The sequence below is a fragment of the Nocardiopsis sp. CNS-639 genome, assembly GCF_000381685.1.
Classification (GTDB): Bacteria; Actinomycetota; Actinomycetes; order Streptosporangiales; family Streptosporangiaceae; genus Nocardiopsis; species Nocardiopsis dassonvillei.
The window spans coordinates 14,756-38,570 of record NZ_KB906860.1 but is presented as its reverse complement, the minus strand read 5'-3'; the positions used below and the strand labels follow the sequence as shown (position 1 = coordinate 38,570).

At 72.6% G+C, this 23,815-nt stretch carries 14 protein-coding genes; 10 read left to right on the top strand and 4 right to left on the bottom strand.

The window, feature by feature from the left end; all coding sequences use genetic code 11:
• Positions 1-246 precede the first annotated feature (246 nt).
• Positions 247-990 (bottom strand): hypothetical protein, encoded by a 744-nt coding sequence (locus tag G011_RS0112830; RefSeq protein WP_019608807.1) that lies wholly within the window; start codon positions 988-990, stop codon positions 247-249.
• A 200-nt stretch (positions 991-1,190) separates the two neighbouring features.
• Between G011_RS0112830 and G011_RS0112825 the strand changes: the two genes are divergently transcribed.
• From G011_RS0112825 to G011_RS0112805, 5 genes are all read left to right on the top strand, one after another.
• Positions 1,191-4,076 (top strand): sigma-70 family RNA polymerase sigma factor, encoded by a 2,886-nt coding sequence (locus tag G011_RS0112825; protein ID WP_026338258.1) that lies wholly within the window; start codon positions 1,191-1,193, stop codon positions 4,074-4,076.
• A gap of 197 nt (positions 4,077-4,273) precedes the next feature.
• Complete coding sequence (locus G011_RS0112820; RefSeq protein WP_019608806.1) at positions 4,274-5,980, top strand: NYN domain-containing protein; 1,707 nt, start codon at positions 4,274-4,276, stop codon at positions 5,978-5,980.
• A 29-nt stretch (positions 5,981-6,009) separates the two neighbouring features.
• Entirely contained in the window at positions 6,010-6,582 is a 573-nt protein-coding gene (locus G011_RS0112815; RefSeq protein ID WP_026338257.1) for a hypothetical protein, read from the top strand.
• 767 nt (positions 6,583-7,349) lie between these two features.
• Positions 7,350-9,920: a ribonucleoside-diphosphate reductase subunit alpha gene (locus G011_RS0112810; RefSeq protein ID WP_019608804.1), complete on the top strand. Its 2,571-nt coding sequence runs from the start codon at positions 7,350-7,352 to the stop codon at positions 9,918-9,920.
• Between the two features lie 154 nt (positions 9,921-10,074).
• Positions 10,075-11,157: a ribonucleotide-diphosphate reductase subunit beta gene (locus tag G011_RS0112805; protein WP_013155602.1), complete on the top strand. Its 1,083-nt coding sequence runs from the start codon at positions 10,075-10,077 to the stop codon at positions 11,155-11,157.
• 104 nt (positions 11,158-11,261) lie between these two features.
• Here G011_RS0112805 and G011_RS0112800 read toward each other — a convergent pair whose 3' ends face one another.
• Complete coding sequence (locus G011_RS0112800) at positions 11,262-11,582, bottom strand: CU044_2847 family protein (RefSeq protein ID WP_019608803.1); 321 nt, start codon at positions 11,580-11,582, stop codon at positions 11,262-11,264.
• A gap of 146 nt (positions 11,583-11,728) precedes the next feature.
• On the opposite strand from G011_RS0112800, the gene G011_RS0112795 reads away from it, so the two are divergent.
• Positions 11,729-11,944 (top strand): DUF397 domain-containing protein, encoded by a 216-nt coding sequence (locus G011_RS0112795; RefSeq protein ID WP_019608802.1) that lies wholly within the window; start codon positions 11,729-11,731, stop codon positions 11,942-11,944.
• Between the two features lie 204 nt (positions 11,945-12,148).
• Here the strand turns inward: G011_RS0112795 and fxsT are convergent, their stop codons facing one another.
• Together fxsT and G011_RS0112785 are read right to left on the bottom strand one after the other, a co-directional pair.
• The gene (gene fxsT / locus G011_RS0112790; protein ID WP_019608801.1) at positions 12,149-15,934 is read right to left on the bottom strand and encodes an FxSxx-COOH system tetratricopeptide repeat protein; all 3,786 of its coding nucleotides are present in this window, start codon (positions 15,932-15,934) and stop codon (positions 12,149-12,151) included.
• Positions 15,935-16,199: 265 nt separating this feature from the next.
• A complete protein-coding gene (locus G011_RS0112785) occupies positions 16,200-18,080 on the bottom strand; it encodes a serine protease (RefSeq protein WP_231391434.1) in 1,881 nt (626 codons plus the stop codon).
• 438 nt (positions 18,081-18,518) lie between these two features.
• Here G011_RS0112785 and putP point away from each other — a divergent pair, with 438 nt between their 5' ends.
• From putP to G011_RS0112765, 4 genes are all read left to right on the top strand, one after another.
• Entirely contained in the window at positions 18,519-20,081 is a 1,563-nt protein-coding gene (gene putP, locus G011_RS0112780) for a sodium/proline symporter PutP (RefSeq protein WP_019608799.1), read from the top strand.
• Positions 20,082-20,204: 123 nt separating this feature from the next.
• The gene (locus G011_RS0112775) at positions 20,205-20,789 is read left to right on the top strand and encodes a putative glycolipid-binding domain-containing protein (protein ID WP_019608798.1); all 585 of its coding nucleotides are present in this window, start codon (positions 20,205-20,207) and stop codon (positions 20,787-20,789) included.
• Positions 20,790-20,941: 152 nt separating this feature from the next.
• Positions 20,942-21,772, top strand: coding sequence for an ammonia-dependent NAD(+) synthetase (gene nadE, locus G011_RS0112770; RefSeq protein WP_019608797.1), 831 nt, complete (start codon positions 20,942-20,944; stop codon positions 21,770-21,772).
• 626 nt (positions 21,773-22,398) lie between these two features.
• Entirely contained in the window at positions 22,399-23,727 is a 1,329-nt protein-coding gene (locus G011_RS0112765; protein WP_019608796.1) for an acyltransferase, read from the top strand.
• Positions 23,728-23,815: the final 88 nt, after the last annotated feature.

The following is a 23,815-nucleotide window of genomic DNA, read 5'->3' as shown; positions in this document are numbered from 1 at the left end:
GGCAGGGGGAGGCGCGCCCGCCTCCCCTTGCGGACGCGCCTCCGGGGGCGCCGTACGGCACCCCCCATCCGCCGGTCCGGTCCACGGGCCGCCCTTCCGCGGGCCAGAGGACCCGGACAACCCGGTCCGGCGGGCGCCGACCGTCCGGGTCCGTCCCCTCGGCGAAGCACCGGTCCGGTCGGCTCTGCCGTCCCGCGCCGGGCCGCTCGGGCCGGGGCCTCGCGGCGCTGGGACGGCGTCTTCAGGTCATCTTCTGTCCTCCAACCCCCCGACCAGGGACAACGCCTCCCCGTGGCTGGCGGGCAGGGGCACCGTCCACACGGCCGCCCCGTGCTCCCAGCAGGTCCCCCGGCGCAGCGCGTCCAGTTCGCGGTCCAGGTCCGCGGACTCGGGGGCCACCACCGCGATCCGCCCCCGGGCCAGCAGGCACACCGACTCCCCGCGCGTGAAGAACCCGCGCAGTTCGTGGCCGAGCACGATCAACCGCGCGGTGCGCCGCCACGGGTCGATCCCCGGATCCAGCGCCACGACCACGAGCCGGTGCCCCGAGGCGGGCGGCGCCCCGTCGCCGGTGTGCCGGTACAGCTCACCGAGCCGGGTCCGCAGGTACTCCGCGGTGGCCAGGCCGGTCAGCGGGTCCTGGCAGGTCTGCCACCCGCGCCCCGCGTCCGCCCACCCCTCGGCCAGCGCCCGGACCAGGACCGGCGGCGGGCTCCGCCACCCCGCCACCGACGTGAACGCCGACAGGTCGTCCAGGCTCTGCCCGATCCCCACCCCCGAACGCGCCCGCGCCCCGCCCAGGAGCCCGCAGGGGCCGGCCAGGTCGTCCCCCGCCGCGAAGGCCCCGCACACCGCGTCCACGGCGGGCGTCCACCAGCTCTCGGGCGGGTCCCACCCCGCCTCCCGGCTCCGCCGACCCCACGGCGCGCGCAGTTCCCGGGCACGGGCGGTACGGTCCCGCGTCCCGGTCCTCACCTCGGCATCTCCCATGGCGCCGCTCCCGTTCGTCGGTCCTGTCGCGGAGGCGGGTCCGCGTCCGCTCGGCGCGTTCCGTCCTCCCTCACCCCTGATTACGGAGATCGGTGGCGGCTGTGACGCGAATGCGGGATATTTTTCGAGCACGTGTCCTCCAGCGCCGGACCGGGGCTTCTCCCCGGACCGCGGCGCACACTCCCCAGAAAGGACGCCGGGTGAACGACGTCCCCGACGATCACACAGAGACTCTGGTCGGTGACGGTGAGTTGATTCAGTGGGTGCGGGACGGCGACACCGGCGCCTACGCCACCCTCTACGAGCGCCATGCCGCGGCGGCGCGCGGACTGGCCCGGCAACTGCTGCGCGGCGAGGCGGAGGTGGAGGACGCCGCCGCCGAGGCGTTCACCCGCGTGCTCAGCGTCATCCAGCGAGGAGGGGGCCCGCAGGACTCCTTCCGCCCCTACCTGCTCACCGCCGTCCGCAACGCCGCCTACGACCGGGGACGCGGGGAGAGGCGCCAGGTCGTCACCGACGACATGGAGAGCCTCGTCCCCGGCCAGCCCTTCGTCGACCCCGCGCTCGAAGGGCTGGAGCGCTCCCTCATCGCCCGGGCCTTCCTCTCGCTCCCCGAGCGCTGGCAGTCGGTGCTCTGGCACACCGAGATCGAGGGGGCCAAACCGGCCGAGGTCGCGGACGTGCTCGGCATGAAGCCGAACGGCGTCGCCGCCCTCGCCTACCGGGCGCGGGAGGGCCTGCGGCAGGCCTACCTCCAGATGCACCTGGCGGGCGGGAACGCCGCCGAGGCCTGCCGCCCGACCCTCGGACTGCTCGGCGCCCACGTCAGGGAGGGGCTGTCCAGGCGCGACACCGCCAAGGTCGACCGGCACATGGACGGCTGCGCCGACTGCCGCGCGGTCTACGCCGAGCTGACCGACGTCAACGTCGGCCTGCGCGGGGTCGTCCTGCCGATGGTGGCGGGCGCGGGGGCGGCGGGCTACCTCTCCGCCACCCCCGCCGGAGGCGCCTGGTGGGGGAGGATGTCGCGCCGCCAGCAGCAGGCGGCGGCCGGAGGCACGGCGGCGGCCGGTGTGGCGGTCGCGGTCGCCCTGGCCCTGACCAGCGCGCCGGAACCGCTTCCCGAACAGCAGCCGCCCCCGGCGGCGGCCCCGTGGGAGCAGCCTCCGGCGCCGCCCGCTCCGGACGTGCCCGAGCCCGCCCCGGACGCGCCGCGGCCCTCCCCTCCGGCCAGCGACCGGCCGCGCCCCGACGCGGACGAGCGGCCCGAGCCCGCCGAGCCGGTCCCGGCGGTGCCGCCCGCCGACGTGCCGGAGGAGGAGGTGGCGCAGGAGCCCGGGCCGCGGTTCGCCGCGGGGATCGACCCGGTCGGCTCCCTGCTCCCGGGCAGCGAGGGGATCATGGTCCTGGACGTGCGCAACATCGGCGGCGGCGCGGCCGAGGAGGTCGTCGCCCAGCTCACCCTGCCGCCGGGCGTGGAGATGGTCTCCTCCGGCGGTGCGGGCAACGCGCTTCCCAGGGCGGTGGGACACGGCGACTGGAGCTGCTCCGCGGGCAGCGGGGGCGGCCGCTGCGCCCACCCGGGGATGGCGGCGGGGGAGGACGGCACCCAGTTCATCGACGTGCGCGTGGCCCCGGACGCCGAGGTCGGGGTTCCGGCGACGGTGTCGGTGTCCGCCGCGGGCGTGACCGCCGAGGCGACGGGGGAGCGGGGCGTGAGCGCGGAGGGCGTCACGGCCCGCTACGCCACCGCGGGCCGGGTACGCGCGGAGAGCGTCGGCAACGCCCTGATGACCTGCGTCGAACCGGAGCCGAGGGGTCGTTGGCCGTGGCCGTGGTGGGACTGGCCGTACGCCCCGGACGTCCCCGACCCGCGTCCGCCGGGGCCCGGGACCGATCCGCGCACGGAGTCCTCCCCCGCTCCGGACGCCCCCGCGTCCCCGAGACCGGAGCCGCCGGAAGCCGAGGCGACCACGGAGGAGGATGTGCCCCCTGGTCAGGAAGAGGGCGAAGGGGCTTCTGACGGGACGGTGGATGCGCCGGACAACAATGTGCCCACGGAAACGGCGCGCGGACCGTTCTCCGAGGGCGTGGCGCGGCACGGCGGCCACGGCCCGGCGACGGTGGCCCACGGCGCCCCCGGGTCCCACAGCGACCCCGGGCCCCACAGCGCCTCCGAGGCACAGAACGCTCCCCGGGCGCAGGACGGTCCCGGGTTCCACGGCGCTGCCGGAGCGCAGGACGGTCCCGGGTTCCACGGCGCTCCCGAGGCCCAGGACGGCCCCTGCGCCCGGGCCAGGCTGCGCCAGGGGCCGCGCCTGGACAACGACCACTGGACGATGGTCCCGCTGGACGCCGACGACGACCCCTCCACCACCTCCTCCAGTTCCGCGACCTGGGAACTCCCCGAGGGCGGCGGGGTGCGCTGGGCGGGGCTCTACTTCTCCGGGACCGGGACCCCCGACGCCCCCTCCGTCCGGGTCAGGGGTCCGGGCATGACGGACTACCGCACCGTCGAGGCCACGGGCAACCGTGTCGCCGAGCTGCCCGGCTACCCCGCCTACCAGGCGTTCGCCGAGGTCACGGACCTGGTGCGGGCCCAGGGCGGCGGCCAGTGGTGGGTCGGCGACGCCCCCGTGCGCGAGGGCCGCGGCCACTACGCGGGCTGGAGCCTCGTGGTCGTGCTGGAGGACCCCCGGGTGGGCACCCGCAACCAGGTGATGGTCCTCGACGACACCCGGGTCTCCTTCCACGGCGGCGGGGGCGGCCCCTTCGCGGTGTCGGGCCTGCTGCCCGCCGCCGTACCCGCCCGGATCGACGTGGTGGCCTGGGAGGGCGACCCCGACCTGGGCGGGGACCGGGTGACCGTGGACGGCGCGGCGGCGGAGCCGGTCGGCGGCCACGGGCGGGCAGACAACGCGTTCACCGGCTCGGCCCGCGGCGCGGTCGGCGACCCGCTCGCGTTCGGTACCGACGTGGTCCGATTCGACTCAGTACTTGGCCGAGAAACGGACATCCGAATCCTGACCGAACAGGACGCCGTGATGGTGGGGGCAGTGGTCCTGACGGCCCCCATGCGTAGTTGAGGTACGGGCTTCCACCCGCCCCGTCCGGGCCTGTCCGGCCGCTTCGGAGTCCCGGACTCCCCCGGAAAACCGCCTGTGAGTAGCAGTCCAATAACTCTGTGTGTTCAGAAGGGGCACGCAAAACCAGACAGACTTGGCTAGGCTGTGGCCCGGTCATGGACATGGCCCAGAGACAACAGGGAAGGGGGTCGGTGCCAGTGGACCGCTGCGCGTTGTTCGTTGACGCGGGGTACCTTCTCGCGGACGGCGCGATGGCAGTGCACGGAACCCGCAACCGGGACTCCGTCTCCTGGGACTACACCGGTCTCGTCCAGTTCCTCAACGAGGTCGCGCGGGACCGCACCGGCCTGCCGCTCCTGCGCTGCTACTGGTACGAGGCGGTCGCCGACGACCGGCGGACCCAGGAGCAGGACGGCATCGCCGACATCCCCGGTATCAAGTTCCGCGGCGCGCGGATAAGGCCCGGCCGCCGCGAGGGCGTCGAGAGCTACGTCCAGCGCGACCTCACCACGCTGGCCCGTACCGGCGTCCTGTGCGACGCCGTCCTGGTCAGCGGGGACGAGGACATGGCGCCGGTCGTGGCCGACGTACAGGACATGGGCGTGCGCGTCACGGTCGTGCACGTCTCCGTCGAGGGCAACTGGACCATCTCCCGGGCCCTGCGCCGCGAGTGCGACGACCTCATCGAGATCGGCGCGGGCCACCTGCGCCCGCACGTCAACCTGCTCTCCAGCAGCGGCGCCGCCCAGGAGACCGCTGCCAAGACCACCACGCCGTTCTCCAACGGCCGCGCCCGCTCGGCGCCCGAGACCCCCAGGCAGCCCGTCGCGACGGCGCAGCCCGGCGGCAACCGGGTGGAGGCGGCCTCCTCGTCCGCCGTGGGCCTGGAGGCGATGTTCGCCGGAACCGGCGGACAGCCCGCCCCCCAGGGCAGCGCCATGGACCAGCTGCGCGCCATGCGCAGGTCCCTCGCCCAGCAGCGCGGCGGCGGGGACCACCTGGCCGGGCCGAACACGGACAACCAGCAGTCCGGCCCGATCGACGCCAACGGGTTCCCCTCCGGCGGCCAGGTCCCGCCGAACGTGGGCGGCAACAGCGCCTATCCGGGCGCCTCGATGACCGGGGGGCACCCGGCGCCGGGCGGCCAGGGGGGCTACCCCGTCACCGGGGGGCACCAGTCGCTGCGCGGGGCCGACCAGACGGGCTACGGGCTTCCGGCGAGACAGGCACCGCCCCCGCAGCAGCACATGACGGGGCCGCAGCAGTCCTTCGCCAGCGGGACCGGGCCACAGCAGTCCTTCGCCGGTGGGACCGGGCCGCAGCGCTCCTTCTCCCAGGAGGGGCAGTCCCTGCAGCCGGGCCAGCACGGCGGGCAGCCGGGACACGGCCAGCCGGGGCACGCGCCACCGCAGAGGAGCGCACCGCCCCAGGATCCCAGGTTCGGTCCGGGGGACAACCCCGGCTTCGGGGGTGCGAACGACGCAAACCCTACCTATGGGACCAGTACGGAAACTGACACCGCCCAACGCGGTGGGGCGGCCCCCTCCTACGGGGGACCGCAGCCTACTGGTCCCGAACAAGACAGCCGGTTCGCGGCCGGCGAATACCGGGAACCGCGTCCCAGTCCTGGATATCCCCAGCAGACGCGTCCCGCCACGCATACCGTTGACGAAGCGGTGCATGTTGCGCGCAAAGAAGGGAACGACTTCGCGGAGTCGATCGCCCGCGAGGCGCCCGCCCTGTGGGTCGAGGCCGTCCTCGCCCGCAGACCCCGGATGCCCTCCGACCTGGAGGCGCGTCTGCTCCAGGGTTCCTCGCTGCCGATCGACCACCTGTTGCGTGACGAGGTCCGGGACGGACTGCGCCAGGGGTTCTGGCAGGCACTGGAGCGTGCCAGGCCCTGAGATCCTTGCGCGGGGAGTGCGAGTAGGTGATGAGGGCGATGCGGTTGACCCACGTGACGACGGCAGAACTCGACCGTTTGGAATTCCACGCCGTCCGGTCCGGTGAGCACGGACGGGTCGCCGCCCAGCTCATGGACCTGGCCAACCGGGTCGACGCCGGAAGCGAGATCTCCCGCGCGGAGCTGTTCGTGCGCGCGGGGGAGCAGTGGGAGATCGCCCAGGAGTTCGAGCGCGCCTGCTCGGCCTACCAGAGGGCGATCGACGACGGCGGCCCCACGGTGATCGACGCGCGCGCCCTCAGCGCCGGTGCGCTGCTGCAACTGAACGAGGTCGGGTCGGCCTACGCCCACCTCGAACGCCTGGAGAGCGAGGATCCCCCGGGGCTCCAGACCTACATCCACGTCGCCGAGGCGCTGTACGCGCACGACGACCTGGAGGGCGCCGAGCGGTGGGCCACGGTCGGCGCGCACCGCTTCCTCGGCCTGGACGCCTCGCCCTACGTCCACGACCTGCTGCTGGAGCTGCTGCGGATCCGGTTCCGCGTCCGCGTCGACCTGGGCCTGGACGAGGACGCCCTGGACCGGCGGCTCGACGCCGGGTGAGGGCCGCGCCGCGCTCGCCCGCCCCCGCGGCCCGCGCCGACCCCGGTGAGTGAGGTTTCCGACGTTTCCGTCCCGGGGGCCGCGACACGCCCGGGCCGACTCCGCCCGGAGTGCTTTTCCGCGACGCCCCGAGGCCGCGGCCGCAGGATCGGGTACGCCAGGTTCCGCGGAGCCGTGCGGCCCCCGTGCGCGGGCGTTGCGGGCCGACTGGGGCGGTGGCACGGGCAGGGTCGGGTGCGGGCGGCCCCGACGACGACCTAGGCTGTGTCGGGCCGCCTCAGGGCCGCCCCGACGGGGCGCTCAGCCCCGCGCAGACGGGCCTCCCGGAGCCCCTCATACCACGCCCCCAGGGTGTGTTCGACAATCGTCGAAGAACCTGAGAAATCGATGACACGCCATCATCTTGCGGTGTTCCAACGCACCATCCCCTAGATGTAGTATCTCTCCCGCTGGTGGTTCACCCCTCGGGGTGAGGCAGAGGGGACCCGGTACGAGCCGGGCCGTCCCCGCAGCGGTGAGTGGAAGAAGAGGCCGTCACAGGTACCGGGAACCCCCGCGGAACCCCGGTGCCGTGGTCCCCGCCCACCCGCCACCGGTGATGCACACCTGAGTGTGTGCCGACGACGGGGCTTCGAGAACGAGCCGCCGCGGCCCGCCGGCCGGACGACCGCGCGCACCCAGTGCGCCGGTCCGCCGGGAGCGCCGCGCGACCCTCGCTTCTCGTCCCCTCCCCGCCGGGACTCTTCTATCGAGGTTGGAGCCGCTGTATGACCCTTGACGTCGAGGCCGTGCCCGCATCCGTTCGGTCCAGCAAGGACGGCAACCCCCCTGCCGCCGTCGACCGGATCGAGCACGTCGTAGCCGAGGCCTGTGCGCGGCTCACCGGTGTTTCGGCGGAGAAGGTCCTCACCGAGGCCCGTCGCGGCTTCTACCCCGGCATCTCCGACGCCGAGGTGGAACTCGCCCTGGTCATGGCCGCCCGCAGCTTCGTGGAGGTCGACCCGGACTACTCCTACGTGGCCGCCCGCCTGCTGCTGGACAAGCTGCGCCGCGAGGCCCTCACCTTCATCAGCGGCGCCCCCGACGCCGCCGGCCAGTCCGAGATGGGCGAGCGCTACGCCGCCTACCTCGCCGCCTACGTCGGCCGCGGCATCGACCTCGGCCAGCTCGACCCGGCGCTGGCCAAGTTCGACCTGGCCCGTCTGGGCGCCGCGCTGCGCCCCGAGCGCGACGAGCAGTTCACCTTCCTGGGCATCCAGACCCTCTACGACCGCTACTTCCTGCACAGCGACGAGGTGCGCTACGAGCTGCCGCAGGCGTTCTTCATGCGGGTGGCCATGGGTCTGGCCCTGAACGAGGACGACCGCGAGGCCCGCGCCATCGAGTTCTACGAGCTGCTGTCCTCGTTCGACTTCATGGCCTCCACGCCCACCCTGTTCAACTCGGGCACCGTGCGGGCGCAGCTGTCCTCCTGCTTCCTCACCACCGTGGGCGACGACCTCCAGGCCATCTTCCACGGCATCAGCAACAACGCGATGCTGTCCAAGTACTCCGGCGGCCTCGGCAACGACTGGACCCCGGTGCGCGGCCTGGGCTCGCACATCCGCGGCACCAACGGCAAGAGCCAGGGCGTCGTGCCGTTCCTGAAGATCGCCAACGACACCGCCGTCGCGGTCAACCAGGGCGGCAAGCGCAAGGGCGCGGTGTGCGCCTACCTGGAGACCTGGCACATCGACATCGAGGAGTTCCTCGACCTCCGCAAGAACACCGGTGACGAGCGCCGCCGCACCCACGACATGAACACCGCGAACTGGGTTCCGGACCTGTTCATGCAGCGCGTGGAGCAGGGCGGCAGCTGGACCCTGTTCTCGCCGGACGAGGTCCCCGACCTGCACGACAAGTACGGCGCCGAGTTCGCCGAGGCCTACACCCACTACGAGGCCGAGGCCGCGGCGGGCCGGATCAAGGTCTCCAAGACCCTCCCGGCCGTCGACCTGTGGCGGCGCATGCTGACCATGCTGTTCGAGACCGGGCACCCGTGGATCACCTTCAAGGACCCGTCCAACCTGCGCTCGCCGCAGCAGCACGTCGGCGTGGTGCACTCCTCCAACCTGTGCACCGAGATCACGCTGAACACCAGCGCCGACGAGGTCGCGGTCTGCAACCTGGGCTCGGTCAACCTGGCCCAGCACACGGGCCCGGACGGCCTGGACGCCGAGCGCCTGCGCCGCACCGTCCGCACCGCCGTGCGCATGCTCGACAACGTCATCGACGTGAACTTCTACACGATCCCCGAGGCGCGCCGCGCGAACATGCGCCACCGCCCCGTGGGCCTGGGCCTCATGGGCTTCCAGGACGCGCTGTTCAAGCTGCGCACGCCCTTCGCCTCCGACGGCGCGGTCTCCTTCGCCGACGAGAGCATGGAGCTGATCAGCTACTACGCCATCGAGGCCTCCATGGAGCTGGCCGCCGAGCGCGGCTCCTACGAGAGCTTCGAGGGCTCCCTGTGGAGCCGGGGCGTGCTGCCGATCGACTCGCTGCGCCTGCTGGCCGAGTCGCGCGACGGCGACCTGGACATGGACCGGGGCGAGACCCTGGACTGGGACTCGCTGCGCGAGCGCGTCAAGACCACGGGCATGCGCAACTCCAACGTCATGGCCATCGCCCCGACCGCGACCATCGCCAACATCACCGGCGTGAGCCAGTCGATCGAGCCGGTCTACCGCAACCTGTACGTCAAGTCGAACATGTCCGGCGACTTCACCGTGGTCAACCCCTACCTGGTGCGCGACCTCAAGGCCCGCGGCCTGTGGGACGACAACATGGTCTCCGCGCTGAAGATGCACGACGGCAGCCTCGGCGCCATCGACCGCGTCCCGGCCGACCTCAAGGCCCTCTACGCCACCGCGTTCGAGGTCGACCCCGAGTGGCTGGTGGACGCCGGTTCGCGCCGCCAGAAGTGGATCGACCAGGCCCAGTCGCTGAACCTGTACATGGCGGCCCCCAGCGGCAAGAAGCTGGACTCGCTGTACCGCCGCGCGTGGCGCTCCGGTCTCAAGACCACCTACTACCTGCGTTCGCAGAGCGCCACCCACGTGGAGAAGAGCACGCTCAAGGGCACCGACGGCCGCCTCAACGCGGTCGCCGCGACCCCCGCGGCCCCGGTCGCGCCGGTCGCCTCGCCCGCGCCGAGCCCGGCCCCGAACCCGGGGCCCGCGCCCAGCCCGTCCCCGAACCCGCAGCCCGTCACCGGCGGCGCGGCCGACGAGGACGAGTTCGAGATCATCGACGGCCAGGCCTGCTCGATCGACGACCCCGAGTGCGAGGCCTGCCAGTAGCACCGGCGGCCGCGCACCCCCGTGCGGCGACCGGAGGGCGGGAGCGGCATGACGCCGCCCCGCCCTCCGGCGGGCCCCGGGTCGCGGAGGCGTCCGTCCCCTTCACCCAGCCACGACTCTTCCGGTACGTCCGGAGAACGGAAAAAACCCCAGCATGACCGCAGTTTCCGAGAACAGCGCGAGCGCCACCAGCGGCCTCGGTGAGATCGAGCGCGACGCCGAGCGCGTCAACGTCGACGACAAGGCGATGATCAACGCCCGCGCCGACGTCAACCAGCTGCTCCCCCTCAAGTACACGTGGGCGTGGGAGAAGTACCTCGCGGGCTGCAACAACCACTGGATGCCCACCGAGGTCGCCATGCAGGCCGACATCGCGCTGTGGAAGTCCAGGGACGGGCTGACCGAGGACGAGCGCCTCATGCTCAAGCGCAACCTCGGCTTCTTCGCCACCGCCGAGTCGCTGGTGGCCAACAACATCGTGCTGGCCGTGTACCGGCAGCTCACCAACCCCGAGTGCCGCCAGTACCTGCTGCGCCAGGCCTTCGAGGAGGCGGTGCACACCCACACCTTCCAGTACATCTGCGAGAGCCTCGGCCTGGACGAGGGCGAGCTCTTCAACATGTACCGCGAGGTCCCCTCGATCACCGCCAAGGACGCCTGGGCGCTCAAGTACACGCAGAACCTGGAGAACCCCGAGTTCCGTACGGGCACCCCGGAGGCCGACCAGGCCTTCCTGCGCGACCTCGTGGCCTTCTACGTGATCTTCGAGGGCATGTGGTTCTACACCGGCTTCGCGCAGATCCTGTCGCTGGGCCGCCGCAACAAGATGGTCGGCATCGCCGAGCAGTACCAGTACATCCTGCGCGACGAGTCGATCCACCTGAACTTCGGCATCGACGTGATCAACCAGATCAAGATCGAGAACCCGCACCTGTGGAGCGAGGAGTTCCAGGCCGAGGTCCGGCAGATGCTCACCGAGGCCTGCGAGCTGGAGGTGGCCTACGGCCGCGAGACCATGCCGCGCGGCGTGCTCGGCCTCAACGCGGAGCTGTGCGAGAAGTACATGCACTTCATCACCGACCGCCGAGCCGAGCAGATCGGCCTGGCGCCCATCTTCGGTGAGACGGAGAACCCGTTCCCGTGGATGAGCGAGATGATGGACCTCCAGAAGGAGAAGAACTTCTTCGAGACCCGCGTCATCGAGTACCAGACCGGCGGCGGCCTGGACTGGGACTAGCGGGGTCCCGGGTCCCCTGACGGGACCACAGGGGCCGGAGGGCTTCCTCCCCACCGGCGGTGGCCCGGGTCGTGGCGCGCGACCCGGGCCACCGCCGTGTGCGCTCAGCCCTTGTCCGACCAGGTCATCCTGACGTTGAAGGTGGCCTCCGCGCTCCCCTTGACGACCACGGCCCCGGCCTCGGCGGTCACGCTCACCCCGAACTCCACCTCGGTCTCGGAGGGGGCGAGCGAGGAGGAGGACAGTTCCCGCAACTGCCCGGACACCGCCTCGGCGACCTTGCGGATCCGCAGCAGGACGTCGTCGAGCCGCCTGTCGCCGGTGGCCTCCTCCGACCTCCTGGAGACGTTGGCGGCCCCCTCCCGCCGGGCGGGCACGGACTCGATACTGACCACGGTGCCGTCGTCGGTGACGAAGTCGATCACTTTGTTCACTTTGACCTCATACGTTCCTTGGCGAGGGGTAAAGCTATTCCTGTGGGAGAGCTCGGAAAGTAAAATACTGGGAAGTGTCCGCAAAAGACGAGATTCCGCTGCCGTCCGTGCGGAGGAAACGGTGGGGCGAACCAGTTATGACCGGGCGAAACGACGCGCGTGCCCGCTGGCGCGACGGACGCGACGGTACCGGGTGGCGCAAGTCGTCGATGTCTTCGGACAGGGGCGCGTGCTGCGAGGCCTCCCTGGGGGACCCGGGCCGGATCCTGTTCCGCGACTCCCACCATCCGGACGGGCACACGCTGCGGTTCGGCGCCGGCGAGTGGCTGTCGCTGCTGGCTTCCCTGTCCTGAGAACCCCGGAAACCGGTCCCGGATATTTCCGGGGCCGCAAAGGCGTCGCCGTTCCCCGACTCCCCTTTCCCTCCCGGCCCGGACACGGGAAAGGGATTCCCCGCCTCTCCCCGGGGCGCGCCCCGGCGCCCTGACGGCACCGTGTTCGGGCACGTCCCGGCACCCCGGAGAGCGGTCCGGGGTGCCGCGCGGCGGTCTCCGGCCTCAGGCCCGGACCGGGACGATGTCGGTGTCCAGCCGGGCGTACTCCGCCATCGTGGTCACGAACCGGTGGTCCGGGCCGAACCGGGCGGTGTAGTGGTCGCGCAAGGCCGCCCACTCCTCCCGGACGTCCTCGCCCAGTGCCCGGCGGCTGATCAGCAGGTTGCGCCGGGCGGTGGTCAGGAAGGGGTTGTGCTCGCCGAGGACTTCCCGGCACAGCTCCACACTGGCCGCGTCCTGGGCCCGGGCCTCCTTGAGCCGCCCCAGGGCGAACAGGTCGCTGCCCAGGTTCACCTCGACCGCGGCGACGGTGATCCGCGCGTCCGGGAAGAGCCGCAGGATCTCCTGCCGGGCCTCGACGTCGAGCGCGTACGCCCGCTCGTACTCGCCCGCCAGCCGCAGCACGATCGCCGCGTTGGCCCGCGAGGCCCATGGGAAGAGGTGGCGGCCGGAGTACACGGCGTCCATGTGCTCCAGGAGGTCGTCGGCCAGGCTCTTGGCCTCGGTCACCCGCTCGGCGAAGGCCAGGTTCACCATGTGGATGCTGTTGATGTGCAGTGTCACCCGGGAGTGCGGCCGGTGGCGCGAGGTGTTGGTGTCGACCGCCCGCTGGGACAGTTCCAGGGCCGACCCGTGGGCGCCGAGCCTGCGGTTGACCACGGAGAGGAAGATCGGGATCTCCGAGGTGTGCGCGCTGGCGTCCGCCTCGGTGGCCTCGAAGCGCCGCTGGCAGTCCTCCAGGGCCTCCCGGGCCTCCTCCAGGTGTCCGAGGGCCATGAGGCCGAGCCCGACCGACAGCCGGGAGCGCAGGGTCGGGATGCCGTTCGACCCGAACAGGTACTTGCGCTGTTCGAGGGTGCGGCGGTCCAGGTCCAGGGCATCCTGGAAGCGGCCCAGACGGCGCAGGCAGTCCCCGATGTCGTGCGCGATGACCAGGGTGTTCTCGTCGTCCTCGGTGAACAGCGCGGTCCTGGTCCGGTGGATGTCCTCGAACATGGCCAGGGCCTCGTCGTAGTGGCCGAGGTTGCTCAGCGCGATGGCCCGGGCCCGCCGCGCCTCCAGGGCCTCCTCGCTCTCGGGCCCCTCCAGTTCCGACTGCTCGGCGTACATCCGCTCCGCCTCGGCGAGGGCGACCTCGTTGTCGCCCCGCAGGCGCAGGACCCTGGCGCGCAGCAGCTGGACCTGGAACCGCTGCGGGATGTCGTCGTACCAGGCCTCGATGGCGCGGTCCGCCAGCTCCAGCGTCGCGTCGTCGTTGCCCGTCTCCACCAGGTACACGATCACGTTGTGGACGAGGCCGCGGACCTGCGGGTCGTGACTGCGCCACGCCTCGGAGGCGGTCACGTGGCTCAGCAGCAGCTGGTACTCGGGCCAGTTCTGCGGCAGCTCGGGGCCGAGGGGGTCGCTCTGCGCCAGCAGGCGGTGGGCCAGGTCCCGGTAGCGCACCCGCTCCTCGTCGCCGAGCGTGCTCTGCACGACGGTCTGGAAGGTGACGTGCATCTGGAAGGTGTGCTTGGACCGGTCGAACTCGGCGAGGCTGTGCCTGCTCACGTAGCGCAGCACCCGGGACAGGGCCATCTCGTTGCCCAGGATCTGCGCCAGCTCGGGGTTGGCGCTCAGGCCCCGGGCCCGGTGGAAGAGGGTGCGCGCCAGCGGGCGGGGGCCGAAGAACGAGCACAGCTGGACGAACTCGCGGACCATCCGCTTGAGCGCGCGGTCGCCCCCGGTGCCGCGCCTCAGGTCGTCGAGCTGCATGTTCCAGGCGGCGGCCAGCGGCAGGGGGTACAGGTCCTCCGACTCCACGTGCGTGACCAGGTCGTCGAACTTGTCCTGGATCAGCTGGAGGAAGTCCTCGACGCTCATCAGGGAGTCGCGCAGGTAGGCGCCGACCTGGGCCAGCGCCAGGGGCAGGTGCTCCAGGCGCTCGGCGATCCGGAGGGCGTCCCCGTCGTCCTCCAGCCCCTGGGGGCAGACCTTGCGGAGCAGCGCGACGCTCTCCTGCGGGGTCAGGCTCGGTACGACCGAACCCTCGCTGCGCCCGCTGGGGATCCAGCTCTGGTCGCGGGAGGTGATGATGATGTCGCCGGGGCCGTCGGTCGGGAGCTCGCCCCCGCCCAGCTGGTCCAGGTTGGAGACGTCGTCCAGGATGAGGAGCCAGCGTCCCACCTCGGGGTCGTTCTCCAGCACGTCCCGGACGCGCTGGGCGGTCTTCTCCAGGTTGCCGCCGTCCTCGGCCAGGCCCAGGTGCCTGGCCAGGTGCATGTAGGACTGCTGGATGTCGGCGGGGCTGTTGGCGGGGACCCACCAGATCAGGTCGTAGCTGTCCCGGTACCGGTGCGCGTACTCGGTGGCGATCTGGGTCTTGCCGATGCCGCCCCCGCCCGACAGCAGGTAGATCCCGCCCGAGGACTCCTCCAGCAGACCGTGGACGCGTTCGAGGATCTTCTCGCGCCCCGTGAAGTTGAGGTTGTGCGGAGGCACGCCGCGGAGCTTGGCCAGGGGCCGGGTCCGGGACTGGCGCCTCCGGGAGCGCGGGGCGGTGGGCTCCGAGGGGACGGATTCGGTCTCGGAGGCGCGGGTGTCGGTCACGGTCGGACTCGGTTCCTCTCGGGGGGCGGCGGGCGTGCGGCGGTCGGTGGCGGAGGGAGCGGTGGCGCCGCCCGGGACCGCGGGGGCGGAGTCCCCCTCCAGCGCGGCGCGCAGGTGCCCGGCGAAGCGGCGGTACTCGCCGGGCATCTCGGCCAGCGCGGGGAGCACGGCCGCGGCCAGGCCCTCCTCCCCGTCGAGCGAGGGCACGAGGGGGGCTCCGGTCTCGATCCGGGCCAGCCACTGGTAGATCCGTGCGGAGTCCTTGAACTCGATGCCCAGCGAGTAGTACACCGACCGCATGACGCTGAGGTCGCCGAACCTGCCGAGCAGGTCCCTGCGGACCCCGGGCAGGAACTCCAGGGCGGTGGCGGCCGGGTCGTGCAGGTCGCCGGGCGGCAGCGTCGGGTCCATCAGCTCGCCGCCGAAGACCTCGGCGATCTCGGTGACGGCGAGGCGTCCGTCGCGGGGCGCGTGGGGGATGTTGCGCTGGATCAGCTCCGCGACGGGGAGGTTGACGGGCGCCTGGGTGAGGCGTACCGCGAGCTCGCGGGCCCCGCGCGAGGCGTGGGACAGGAAGCGCGACACCGGGTCGGGTTCCCAGGGGGCGGCGCTGGGCGGGCGCGCGCCGCCGGGCGGGAGGACGCACACGTCGGCCTCCCACACGCCCGGTCGGCCGTCCACCACCGAGGCCCACTCCGCGAGGGCCTCCGGCTCGCACTCCAGAACCGGCAGCACCGCCGCGTCCGCGGGGAGGCCGGGGGCGGAGGCATCGTCCGGGGCGCGCGCGAAGGCCCACGAGGCGGGGGAGGCGGGGAACGGGGCCGTCATGCGCATCGGCCGCGGCGTGAGCGGGCCCTCCGGCCACACGGAGCGGTCCAGGAGGTGCAGGACGGCGGTGGGGAGCCGGGCGGCGAGTTCGGCGATCCAGGCGCGCAGCCTCGGCTGCCGCCAGCCCCGGTCCAGGGTGTCGGTGACGAGGACGGCCGCCTCGGCGCCGCCGAGCTGCGGCGCGCGCACGGCGTGGCCGGGGTGGAAGCGGACGACCGTGGCCCCCGCCCGCTCGGCCTCCCCGGTCAGGGCCGCGACGCCGGCCGTGTGCAGACCCATCAGGGGGGAGGAGTCGACGAGGACGGCCAGGCGGGACGGTCCGCCTGTCAGGTTGTCGAGTACGTTGCGATACCTGTGCGACAGTTCATCCATGTCGTTTTTGTCCTCTAGTGGACCTTATATCCGGCTCGGTGAACCGCGTCCCCCCGGGGCGCCGGTGAGTTTTCCCCGGCGTAGCCGCCCGACCAGAACGATCCTAACTAAGAAGGCGCCGCCTCGGTGCCGATAGGTCCGCTGCCAGCGGTTTTCTCCTCCCGGAATTTTCTCTCCTGGGGAACGCCGGAAATCGTGGCGTCCCGGGTGGGCGGACGTTCGGCGCGCAGCGGGCCGTCCGGTCGGGGACTCCTTCCATGATCCCTCAGACGCCCGGTCTCTCAGGGCCCGCGGGCTCCCCGGGCGCCTCCTGGAGGAGGGCGTCGCCGAAAATGTCATGAATGATCGCGATCTCCCTGGCCTGCGAACTCCTTCTCGCGCTGTCACGCAGGTGGCGGGCGAGTCCGGAGATGCGCACGCGCGAATCGGGTTCCCGGTCCAGGAGTTCCTCGAGGAAGGCGGTCACCGCCTTTCTGGGCCCCCTGATGATGGTGGGAATTCCCCAGTAGAGGGCGGAATCGTAGACGTGCTCCACATCGCTGTTGTCGGAGTCGGTGACGCACACGGTCACGTTCTGGTCGGAGAGGGCGATCGCCACCTCGCTCACCTCCTGTTTCCAGGAGGCGAGCACGTTGCGGTCCTCCACCAGGGGGCTGGCCGTCTGCCGTTCGCAGCGCAGGCGCCAGCGGTCGGGGGGAACCCCCAGGTAGTGCGGTAACCGCACCCGCTCGCGGACGTGGTACACGATCTCGTACATGGTGCACAGCGGCGGCGCGTACTCCAGCAGGTCGCGGTGGGGGCTGGCCTGGCCCGGGTTCAGGTGCAGCAGGTCCCTGGGCAGCAGGACGCGCAGCCGCAGCGACTCCTCGTTGGGCGTGACCAGCCTCTGCATGGTGGCCTCGCCCATGAGGTCGGCGATCTCGTCGCAGATCTGCGGTTCGCCGACCAGCCTCGTGCCCTGGGGCAGCGGATCGTCCCTCTCGCCCCGGTGGGCGATCCGGTGCGAGAGCCGGTAGCCGCCGGTCACCGGCTCCAACTCGAAGAGCACCACCGTGTCGGGCGGACGCTCGCCGTGGTGGCCGGAGGGCGCCGCGGGCGCGTCCGGCTCCCTGCGCCGGAGCAGCCGCCGGTCCCGGTCACGGGTCAGGGCCTCCTCCCAGTCGCGCCCCATCGGCCCGGCCTCCTGCCGGATCCAGGACCACACCGCGGGCGGGAGCGGCCGCTGGTGCCGGATCTCCTGGTAGACGTGGTGCACCCAGGCGACCCGGGGCGGCGGCTCGCCGACGGGCGGGACCAGGTCCCACAGCGCGGTGAGGACCCGCCAGGCGGTCGTGCCCGCGCCGTGCCGCCGGGCCTTGCGCGCCTCGGCGGGGCTCAGCAGGTCCTCCGGCGGGACCGCCTCCAGGGGGACCGAGTCCAGCAGGTCGTGCAGCCTGTCGTAGGCCTCCCGGCCGCACAGGGACTCGTCGGCCAGGCGCTGCGCGGAGACGACCTCGCCGTCGCCGCGCTCTCCGACGAGCTCCTCCACCGGGAGGATGAACGCGATGCCGGAGGGCCGGTCGGGGTCGTTCCAGACGTAGTGGTGGGTCTTCTGCATGATCCCCACCAGCTCGCCCGTCCCGGTGCGCACGGCGCAGCCGCTGAACCCGCCGGTGATCCGCACCGGCTGCGAGGTGGGGGTCTCGACCTGGTGGGTGACCCCGGTGGGCCCGCCGGGCCCCTGGCAGACGAGCGGGGCCTGGAGGGAACGCATGCCCTCCGGGTAACCCGCCGTGTACAGGGGCTGCTGCGGCTCCAGGCTCGCGCACTCCCGCAGCACGGGGAAGGAGGTGTCGGGGCCCGCGTCCCGCAGCCGCAGCACGGCCAGGTCGCGGCTGTCGGGGCCCGCCGACCACAGCCGGGTGTCGACGGAGGCCTCCCACACCCGGTCGTCGAAGGACCGCAGGCGCACGGTGGCGAGCGGGCCCGGGTGCTCCTCCTTCTCCCCGTGGAGGCCGAGCGCGGCGTTGACGACGTGCGCGCACGTGACCAGGAGGCCGGGGGACAGGAGCACGGCGCCGCCCACGGTGCCGTACTGGTCGAGCACCCGCATCTGCCATGACGGCTCGTTGGGCTGTAGGCCGCGCGGGGTATGGGGGGTGGCCACGTTCGGGGACCTCTCTGACATCCACTTTGCCCGGAACAGTTCCCCCTCGGACAGCGGTGAACCAGGAGGCACCGGAGCGCTGGGAACAGAGTTCCGTGAGTGTTCCGTGTGACGGAAGGGAATCGTGGACCTCCGCGTGGGGACCGGGGCACACGGGCTCCGGCACCCGAGGCGTTCGTGACGCGCGTCACAAAAGATCCGGGGCGGGAGGGCCGCCCACCCCTGTGCGATCCGACGAACACCAGTACCCGGGCACGGCCTGGCGGGCGGCGGCTCTCGGCGGAGGACTCGCCGAGGTCTCAAAGCGGTGTTGTTCCACGCACGGGCGTTGTGTCCTGCCGAACACGGGGCAGTGATCTCCCGCAATGTTCGCAAACAGCGCGTAAGGCTCATGCCCGCGCGCTCAGGGGAAGGGAGGGCGGGATCTTGGACGAATCCATGCTCTGGTCCATCGCGACCTTCGGCGTGTACCTCGCCGCCATGGTGGCCATCGGCCTGTGGGCCTACAAGCTCACCGTCTCGCAGTCGGACTTCGTGCTCGGCGGCAGACAGCTCAACAGCTGGGTGGCGGCGCTGAGCGCCAACGCCAGCGACTTCAGCGGGTGGCTGCTGCTCGGACTGCCCGGCGCCATCTACGTCTCCGGTCTGGGCGAGGCCTGGATCGCCGTCGGCCTGGCCTGCGGCTTCGCCGGAAGCTGGATCCTCCTCGCACCCCGCCTGCGCGTGTACACCGAGCGCGTGACCGACGCCCGCTCGGGGGGCGACTCCGACTCCCTGACCCTCTCCACCTTCCTGGAGAACCGCTTCAACGACCCCACACGGCTGCTGCGCGGGGTCTCGGCGGTACTCATCATCGTCTTCTACTTCTTCTACGTCGCCTCCGGGCTCGTCGCCATGGCCGCCCTGTTCGACCAGGTCTTCGGACTGAGCCCGGGCCCCGCCATCGCCATCGGCGTGGGCATCGTGGTGCTCTACACCGTGCTCGGCGGCTTCCTCGCGGTGTCCTACACCGACGTGGTGCAGGCCGCGATGATGTGGATCGCCCTGCTGGTCGTCCCGGTCATCGCGATCACCGCGCTCGGCGGCTTCGCCGGGCTGACCGAGGGCGTGTCCGACAAGAGCGACGGACTGCTGTCGGCCGTCGGCGGCACCGCCCTGGACGCCGAGCTCGGCCAGTGGGTGAGCACCGACACCCTCGGCTGGGTGGTCATCGTCTCCGGCCTGGCCTGGGGCTTCGGATACTTCGGCCAGCCGCACATCCTGTCCCGCTACATGGGCATCCGCTCGGTCCGCGACATCCCCAAGGCCGCCGTCATCAGCGTGGTCTGGGCGGTCACCGCCATGGCCCTGGCCGTGCTGGTCGGCTTCATCGGCGTCGCCTACTTCGACACCCCGCTGGAGAACTCCGAGCAGGTCTTCCCGCTCCTGATCGAGGCCCTGACCCACCCGCTGGTCGCCGGTCTGCTGCTCGCCGCCATCCTCGCCGCCGTCATGAGCACCGCCGACTCCCAGCTGCTGGTCGCCGCGTCCGCGCTCACCGAGGACGGCTACCGGGCCTTCGTGGACCGCGACGCCGACCCCAGGAGGCTGCTGTGGATCAGCCGCGTCACCGTGGTCGCCGTCGCCCTGGGCGCCGCGGCCATCGCCCTGTGGGGCGACCAGTCGGTGATGGACCTGGTCGGCTACGCCTGGGCCGGATTCGGCGCGGGCTTCGGCCCGATCCTGGTGCTCTCCGTGTTCTGGAAGCGCATGAGCTGGTCCGGCGCGCTCGCGGGCATGATCGCGGGCGGAACCACCGCGATCGTGTGGGACGTCCTCGACGCCAACTTCTTCGGCACCGGCCTGTACGCCATGGTCCCGGCCGTGGTCCTCAGCGTCGCCGCCGTCCTCGTCTTCAACGGCCTGGCCAGGGTCACCCCGCAGATGGAGAGCGACTTCGACCGGGTCGAGGCGGAGATCCGCGGGACCGGCTCCGCTCCGGGAGAGGCCGCACGGGTCTGACCGGCGGCCGTACCGGCGACGGCCGGGGCGGTGACCGCCCCGGCCTCCCCGCCCCACCGCGTCCGCGGCGCGGGCCCCGGGGCCGCTCTGGCGCGCCCGACCCCGGAACGGTAGAACGGTGACATGTCGTCACTGACGGAACACCCGGCCGTGTGGGCCCGGACCGACGTCCCCGAGGGGCTCGGGCTGGGCGCGCTCCTCCCCGAGCCCGACGGCTACCGCCTGGAGGCCGGGGAGACCGTCGTCGTGGGCGAGGAGCGGTTCCTCACCCGTTTCAGCGTCCGCGCCGACCTGGCGTGGACGACCCGGCGGGTGTACGCCGAGGTCCTCTCCTCCCAGGGCCTGGAGTCGGTCACGCTCGACGCCCACGGAGGCCACTGGACCGGACCCGACGGCGTCCCCCTGCCCGGACTGGTGGGCTGCCTGGACGTGGACGTCGCCGCCACCCCGCTCACCAACACCCTGCCCATCCGCCGCCTCGGCCTGCGCCCGGGCGAGTACCGCGACATCGCGGTGGTCTGGATCGACATCCCCTCCCTGCGGGTGCGCCGGGTCAGGCAGCGCTACACCCGCCACCCCGCCGAGGACGGCCTGGAGCGCTACACCTACCGCGACCCCCTGCACGGCGAGTACCGGCTGTCGGTGGACGGCGACGGCGTGGTCGTCGACTACGAGCGCTTCGCCCGCCGCCTGCGCACGGACACCTGAGGCCGCCCCGAGCCCCGCCCCCGCGCACCCCCGGCCCCGGGACCGCGCCCCTCCACCGCCGCTTCCGGTTCCGGACGCTCCCCGGACTCGTCCCCGAACACGGGACAGGCGATAATCAGCGGGCACACGCACCACACCCACGGGGGACCGCAGTGACCGACACCGAGCTGAGCCAGGCCCGTCGCGAGATCATCCGCGACCTCGCAGTGCCCGAGCACTTCGACGCGCGCGTCGAGATCGAACGCCGTGTGGCCTTCCTCGCCGAGCGGCTGATCAGCACCGGCTCCACCGCGCTGGTCCTGGGCATCAGCGGCGGCGTGGACTCGCTCACCGCCGGACGCCTGTGCCGCCTGGCGGTGGACCGGGCCCGCGAGAACGGCCACGAGTGCGAGTACGTCGCCATGCGCCTGCCCTACGGCGAGCAGAAGGACGAGGAGGACGCGGCCCGCTCCGTCGAGTTCACGGCCCCCGAGCGCTGCCTCACCGTGGACGTCGGGCCCGCCAGCGACGCCATGGCCGACTCCCTGGCCGCCGCCGGGATGACCTACACCAGCGAGTCCTCGGCGGACTTCGTCCTCGGCAACGTCAAGGCGCGGCAGCGGATGATCGCCCAGTACGCGGTCGCGGGCGGCCTGCGCGGACTGGTGGTCGGCACCGACCACGCGGCCGAGGCGGTCACCGGCTTCTTCACCAAGTACGGCGACGGCGGTGCGGACCTCGTGCCGCTGACCGGGCTGACCAAGCGCCGGGTGCGCGCGGTCGCCGCCGAGCTGGGCGCTCCGGAGGACCTGGTGCGCAAGGTGCCCACCGCCGACCTGGAGACGCTCTCCCCGCAGAAGCCGGACGAGGAGGCGCTCGGCCTGACCTACGACCAGATCGACGACTTCCTGGAGGGCCTGCCGGTGCCCGGGCACGTGGAGACCGCGCTGGTCGACCGGTACCGCGTCACCGCCCACAAGCGCGCGTTGCCCACCGCTCCCTGACACCGCGACCGGAAGTGCCGCCTGTGCGAGGCGGGGGGTTCTGACCCGCGGCCGGGCCGGCGGACTCCTCGGTCACAGCACCGGAGCGGGCCCGGCCGGGGCACCGGTCCCGCCTCCGCTCAGGGCGTCGGCTCCGCTGACGCCCCAGCCGCCGTTTCCGCTCGTGCCCGGGGCTCTCACGCCGGTGCCGCACGGCCCGACCGCTCCGGACAGCTGTTCCGTCTCCGCACACGGACCTTCCCCAAGGGTTTCGTGCACGCCGTCTCGCGGGGTACCGTGTGCGGGAACTCCCTCGGACTTCCCGGAGCACGTTCGGCGCGTCCGCGCCCTCCGCCCGGGGGAGAACGGTCCCCGATCCGCCGTGCGCTGACGCGCGGTGGTGCAGGCACCACCTTCCATGGTCGGGCCAACCGCCCCTCGGAGAGGGGCGCCAGATCCATCGCGGCCACCACCCGGCCGGACCTACTCTCGTTTACCACGCGTCGCCGACAGTTGAGCTGACGCGGCCACGCCACCGGGCGCGTTCGAGAACGCGTCGCCACCCCCTGATCCCGGCCACACCGGCCCCCCGCGCACCACCGCGTCCGGGGACGCACACGCGTACGGGGTAGACCAAGGAGCGACCGATGACCGTGACCGTCGAGAACGAAGGCGGAGGCACGTCGTCGGCGTACGCCTCCAGTACCGTCCTCCTGCCCTCTCCGCGGACACCGCGGCCCGGGGCGGGCAGGGACAGGTTCCTGGACGTCATCCGGCTGTTCGTGATGGCCCTGGTGGTCATGCAGCACTGGTGGCTGCCGGTCCTCATCCACGAGCCCGGGTCCCTCGAGGCGGGCAGCGTCCTGTCCACCGAGGGCGGCTTCGTGCTGACGTGGGTCGTCCAGGTCATGCCGCTGATCTTCTTCGTCGGGGGCGCGGCCAACCTGATCAGCTGGCGCTCGGCCTCGGGCCGGGGCATGTCCGCCTCGGACTGGTTCGCGCGCAGACTGCGCAGACTCGCCTGGCCGGTGGTGCCGCTGGCGGCCCTGTGGATCGTCGCCTCCCACCTGCTGGTCCTGGGCGGCGCACCGGCCCAGGCCGTCCTGGTGGGCGCCGAGGCCGCGGGCATGGTGCTGTGGTTCCTCGCCGTGTACGTGCTGGTGGTCGTGTCCACCCCGCTGCTGTTCCGGGCCCAGGAGCTCTTCGGCTGGTGGGTCCCGATCGCCCTGCTGGCCGCCGCCGCGGCCGTGGACCTGACCCGCTTCTCCACCGGCGCGGACTGGGTCGGCTACCTCAACGTGGCCTTCGTGTGGCTGGGCGTGCACCAGCTGGGGTTCCGCTACGCGACGGGGGCGATCCGCCTGCGCTACGCCGCGGGGATGGTGGCGGGCGGCGCGGCCGCCGCGCTGGCCCTGACGATGTTCGGCCCCTACTCGCTCAACATGACGGGCGTGTTCGCCACGGAGTCCTCCAACGTGTCCCCGCCCACCCTGGTGCTCGCCGCCATGGGCGCGCTGCAGATCGGCGTCGCGGTGCTGCTGCGCGAGCGGATCAGCGCCTGGTCCGAGCGCCCGGGCCCGGCGCGTCTGCTGGACCGGATCTGCCCGCAGCTGATGACGGTCTACCTGTGGCACATGCTGCCGCTCAGCGTGGTGGCGGGCGTGCTGGTGTTCGGCCTGGGGATCGACACCCCCGAGCCGCTGACGGGCCTGTGGGTGCTGTGGGGCGTGCTGGGGCTGGTGGTCCTGGTGCCCCTGATCGTGCCGCTGGCGCACTGGGCGGTGCGGTTCGAGAACCCGCCGAAGGTGCTGAGCGGTTCCCCGGGCATGGTCCGCGTCCTGGCCGCCGCGGCGCTGGTCGGCGGCGGGATGCTGCTGCTGACGGTGTCCGGCCTGGGGCTCGGCATGGGCCCGGTGCTCGGACTGCTCGCGGTGCTGTCGGGCGTGGTGCTGACGCGGGCTCCCCGGAGGAGCTGACCGCCTCGCGGCCGGGCCGGGGCGCCCCCGTTCGCGGCGCCCGGCCCGGCCGCACGCCCCGGTGCCCGCGAGCCGGGGACGCTACCGG

Bases quoted from the DNA above. Each gene is read 5' to 3' on its own strand.
- G011_RS0112830 (WP_019608807.1), bottom strand. From the start codon at position 990: ATGGGAGATGCCGAGGTGAGGACCGGGACGCGGGACCGTACCGCCCGT.
- G011_RS0112815 (WP_026338257.1), top strand. From the start codon at position 6,010: ATGAGGGCGATGCGGTTGACCCACGTGACGACGGCAGAACTCGACCGT.
- G011_RS0112810 (WP_019608804.1), top strand. From the start codon at position 7,350: ATGACCCTTGACGTCGAGGCCGTGCCCGCATCCGTTCGGTCCAGCAAG.
- G011_RS0112805 (WP_013155602.1), top strand. From the start codon at position 10,075: ATGACCGCAGTTTCCGAGAACAGCGCGAGCGCCACCAGCGGCCTCGGT.
- G011_RS0112795 (WP_019608802.1), top strand. From the start codon at position 11,729: ATGACCGGGCGAAACGACGCGCGTGCCCGCTGGCGCGACGGACGCGAC.
- fxsT (WP_019608801.1), bottom strand. From the start codon at position 15,934: ATGGATGAACTGTCGCACAGGTATCGCAACGTACTCGACAACCTGACA.
- putP (WP_019608799.1), top strand. From the start codon at position 18,519: ATGCTCTGGTCCATCGCGACCTTCGGCGTGTACCTCGCCGCCATGGTG.
- G011_RS0112775 (WP_019608798.1), top strand. From the start codon at position 20,205: ATGTCGTCACTGACGGAACACCCGGCCGTGTGGGCCCGGACCGACGTC.
- G011_RS0112765 (WP_019608796.1), top strand. From the start codon at position 22,399: ATGACCGTGACCGTCGAGAACGAAGGCGGAGGCACGTCGTCGGCGTAC.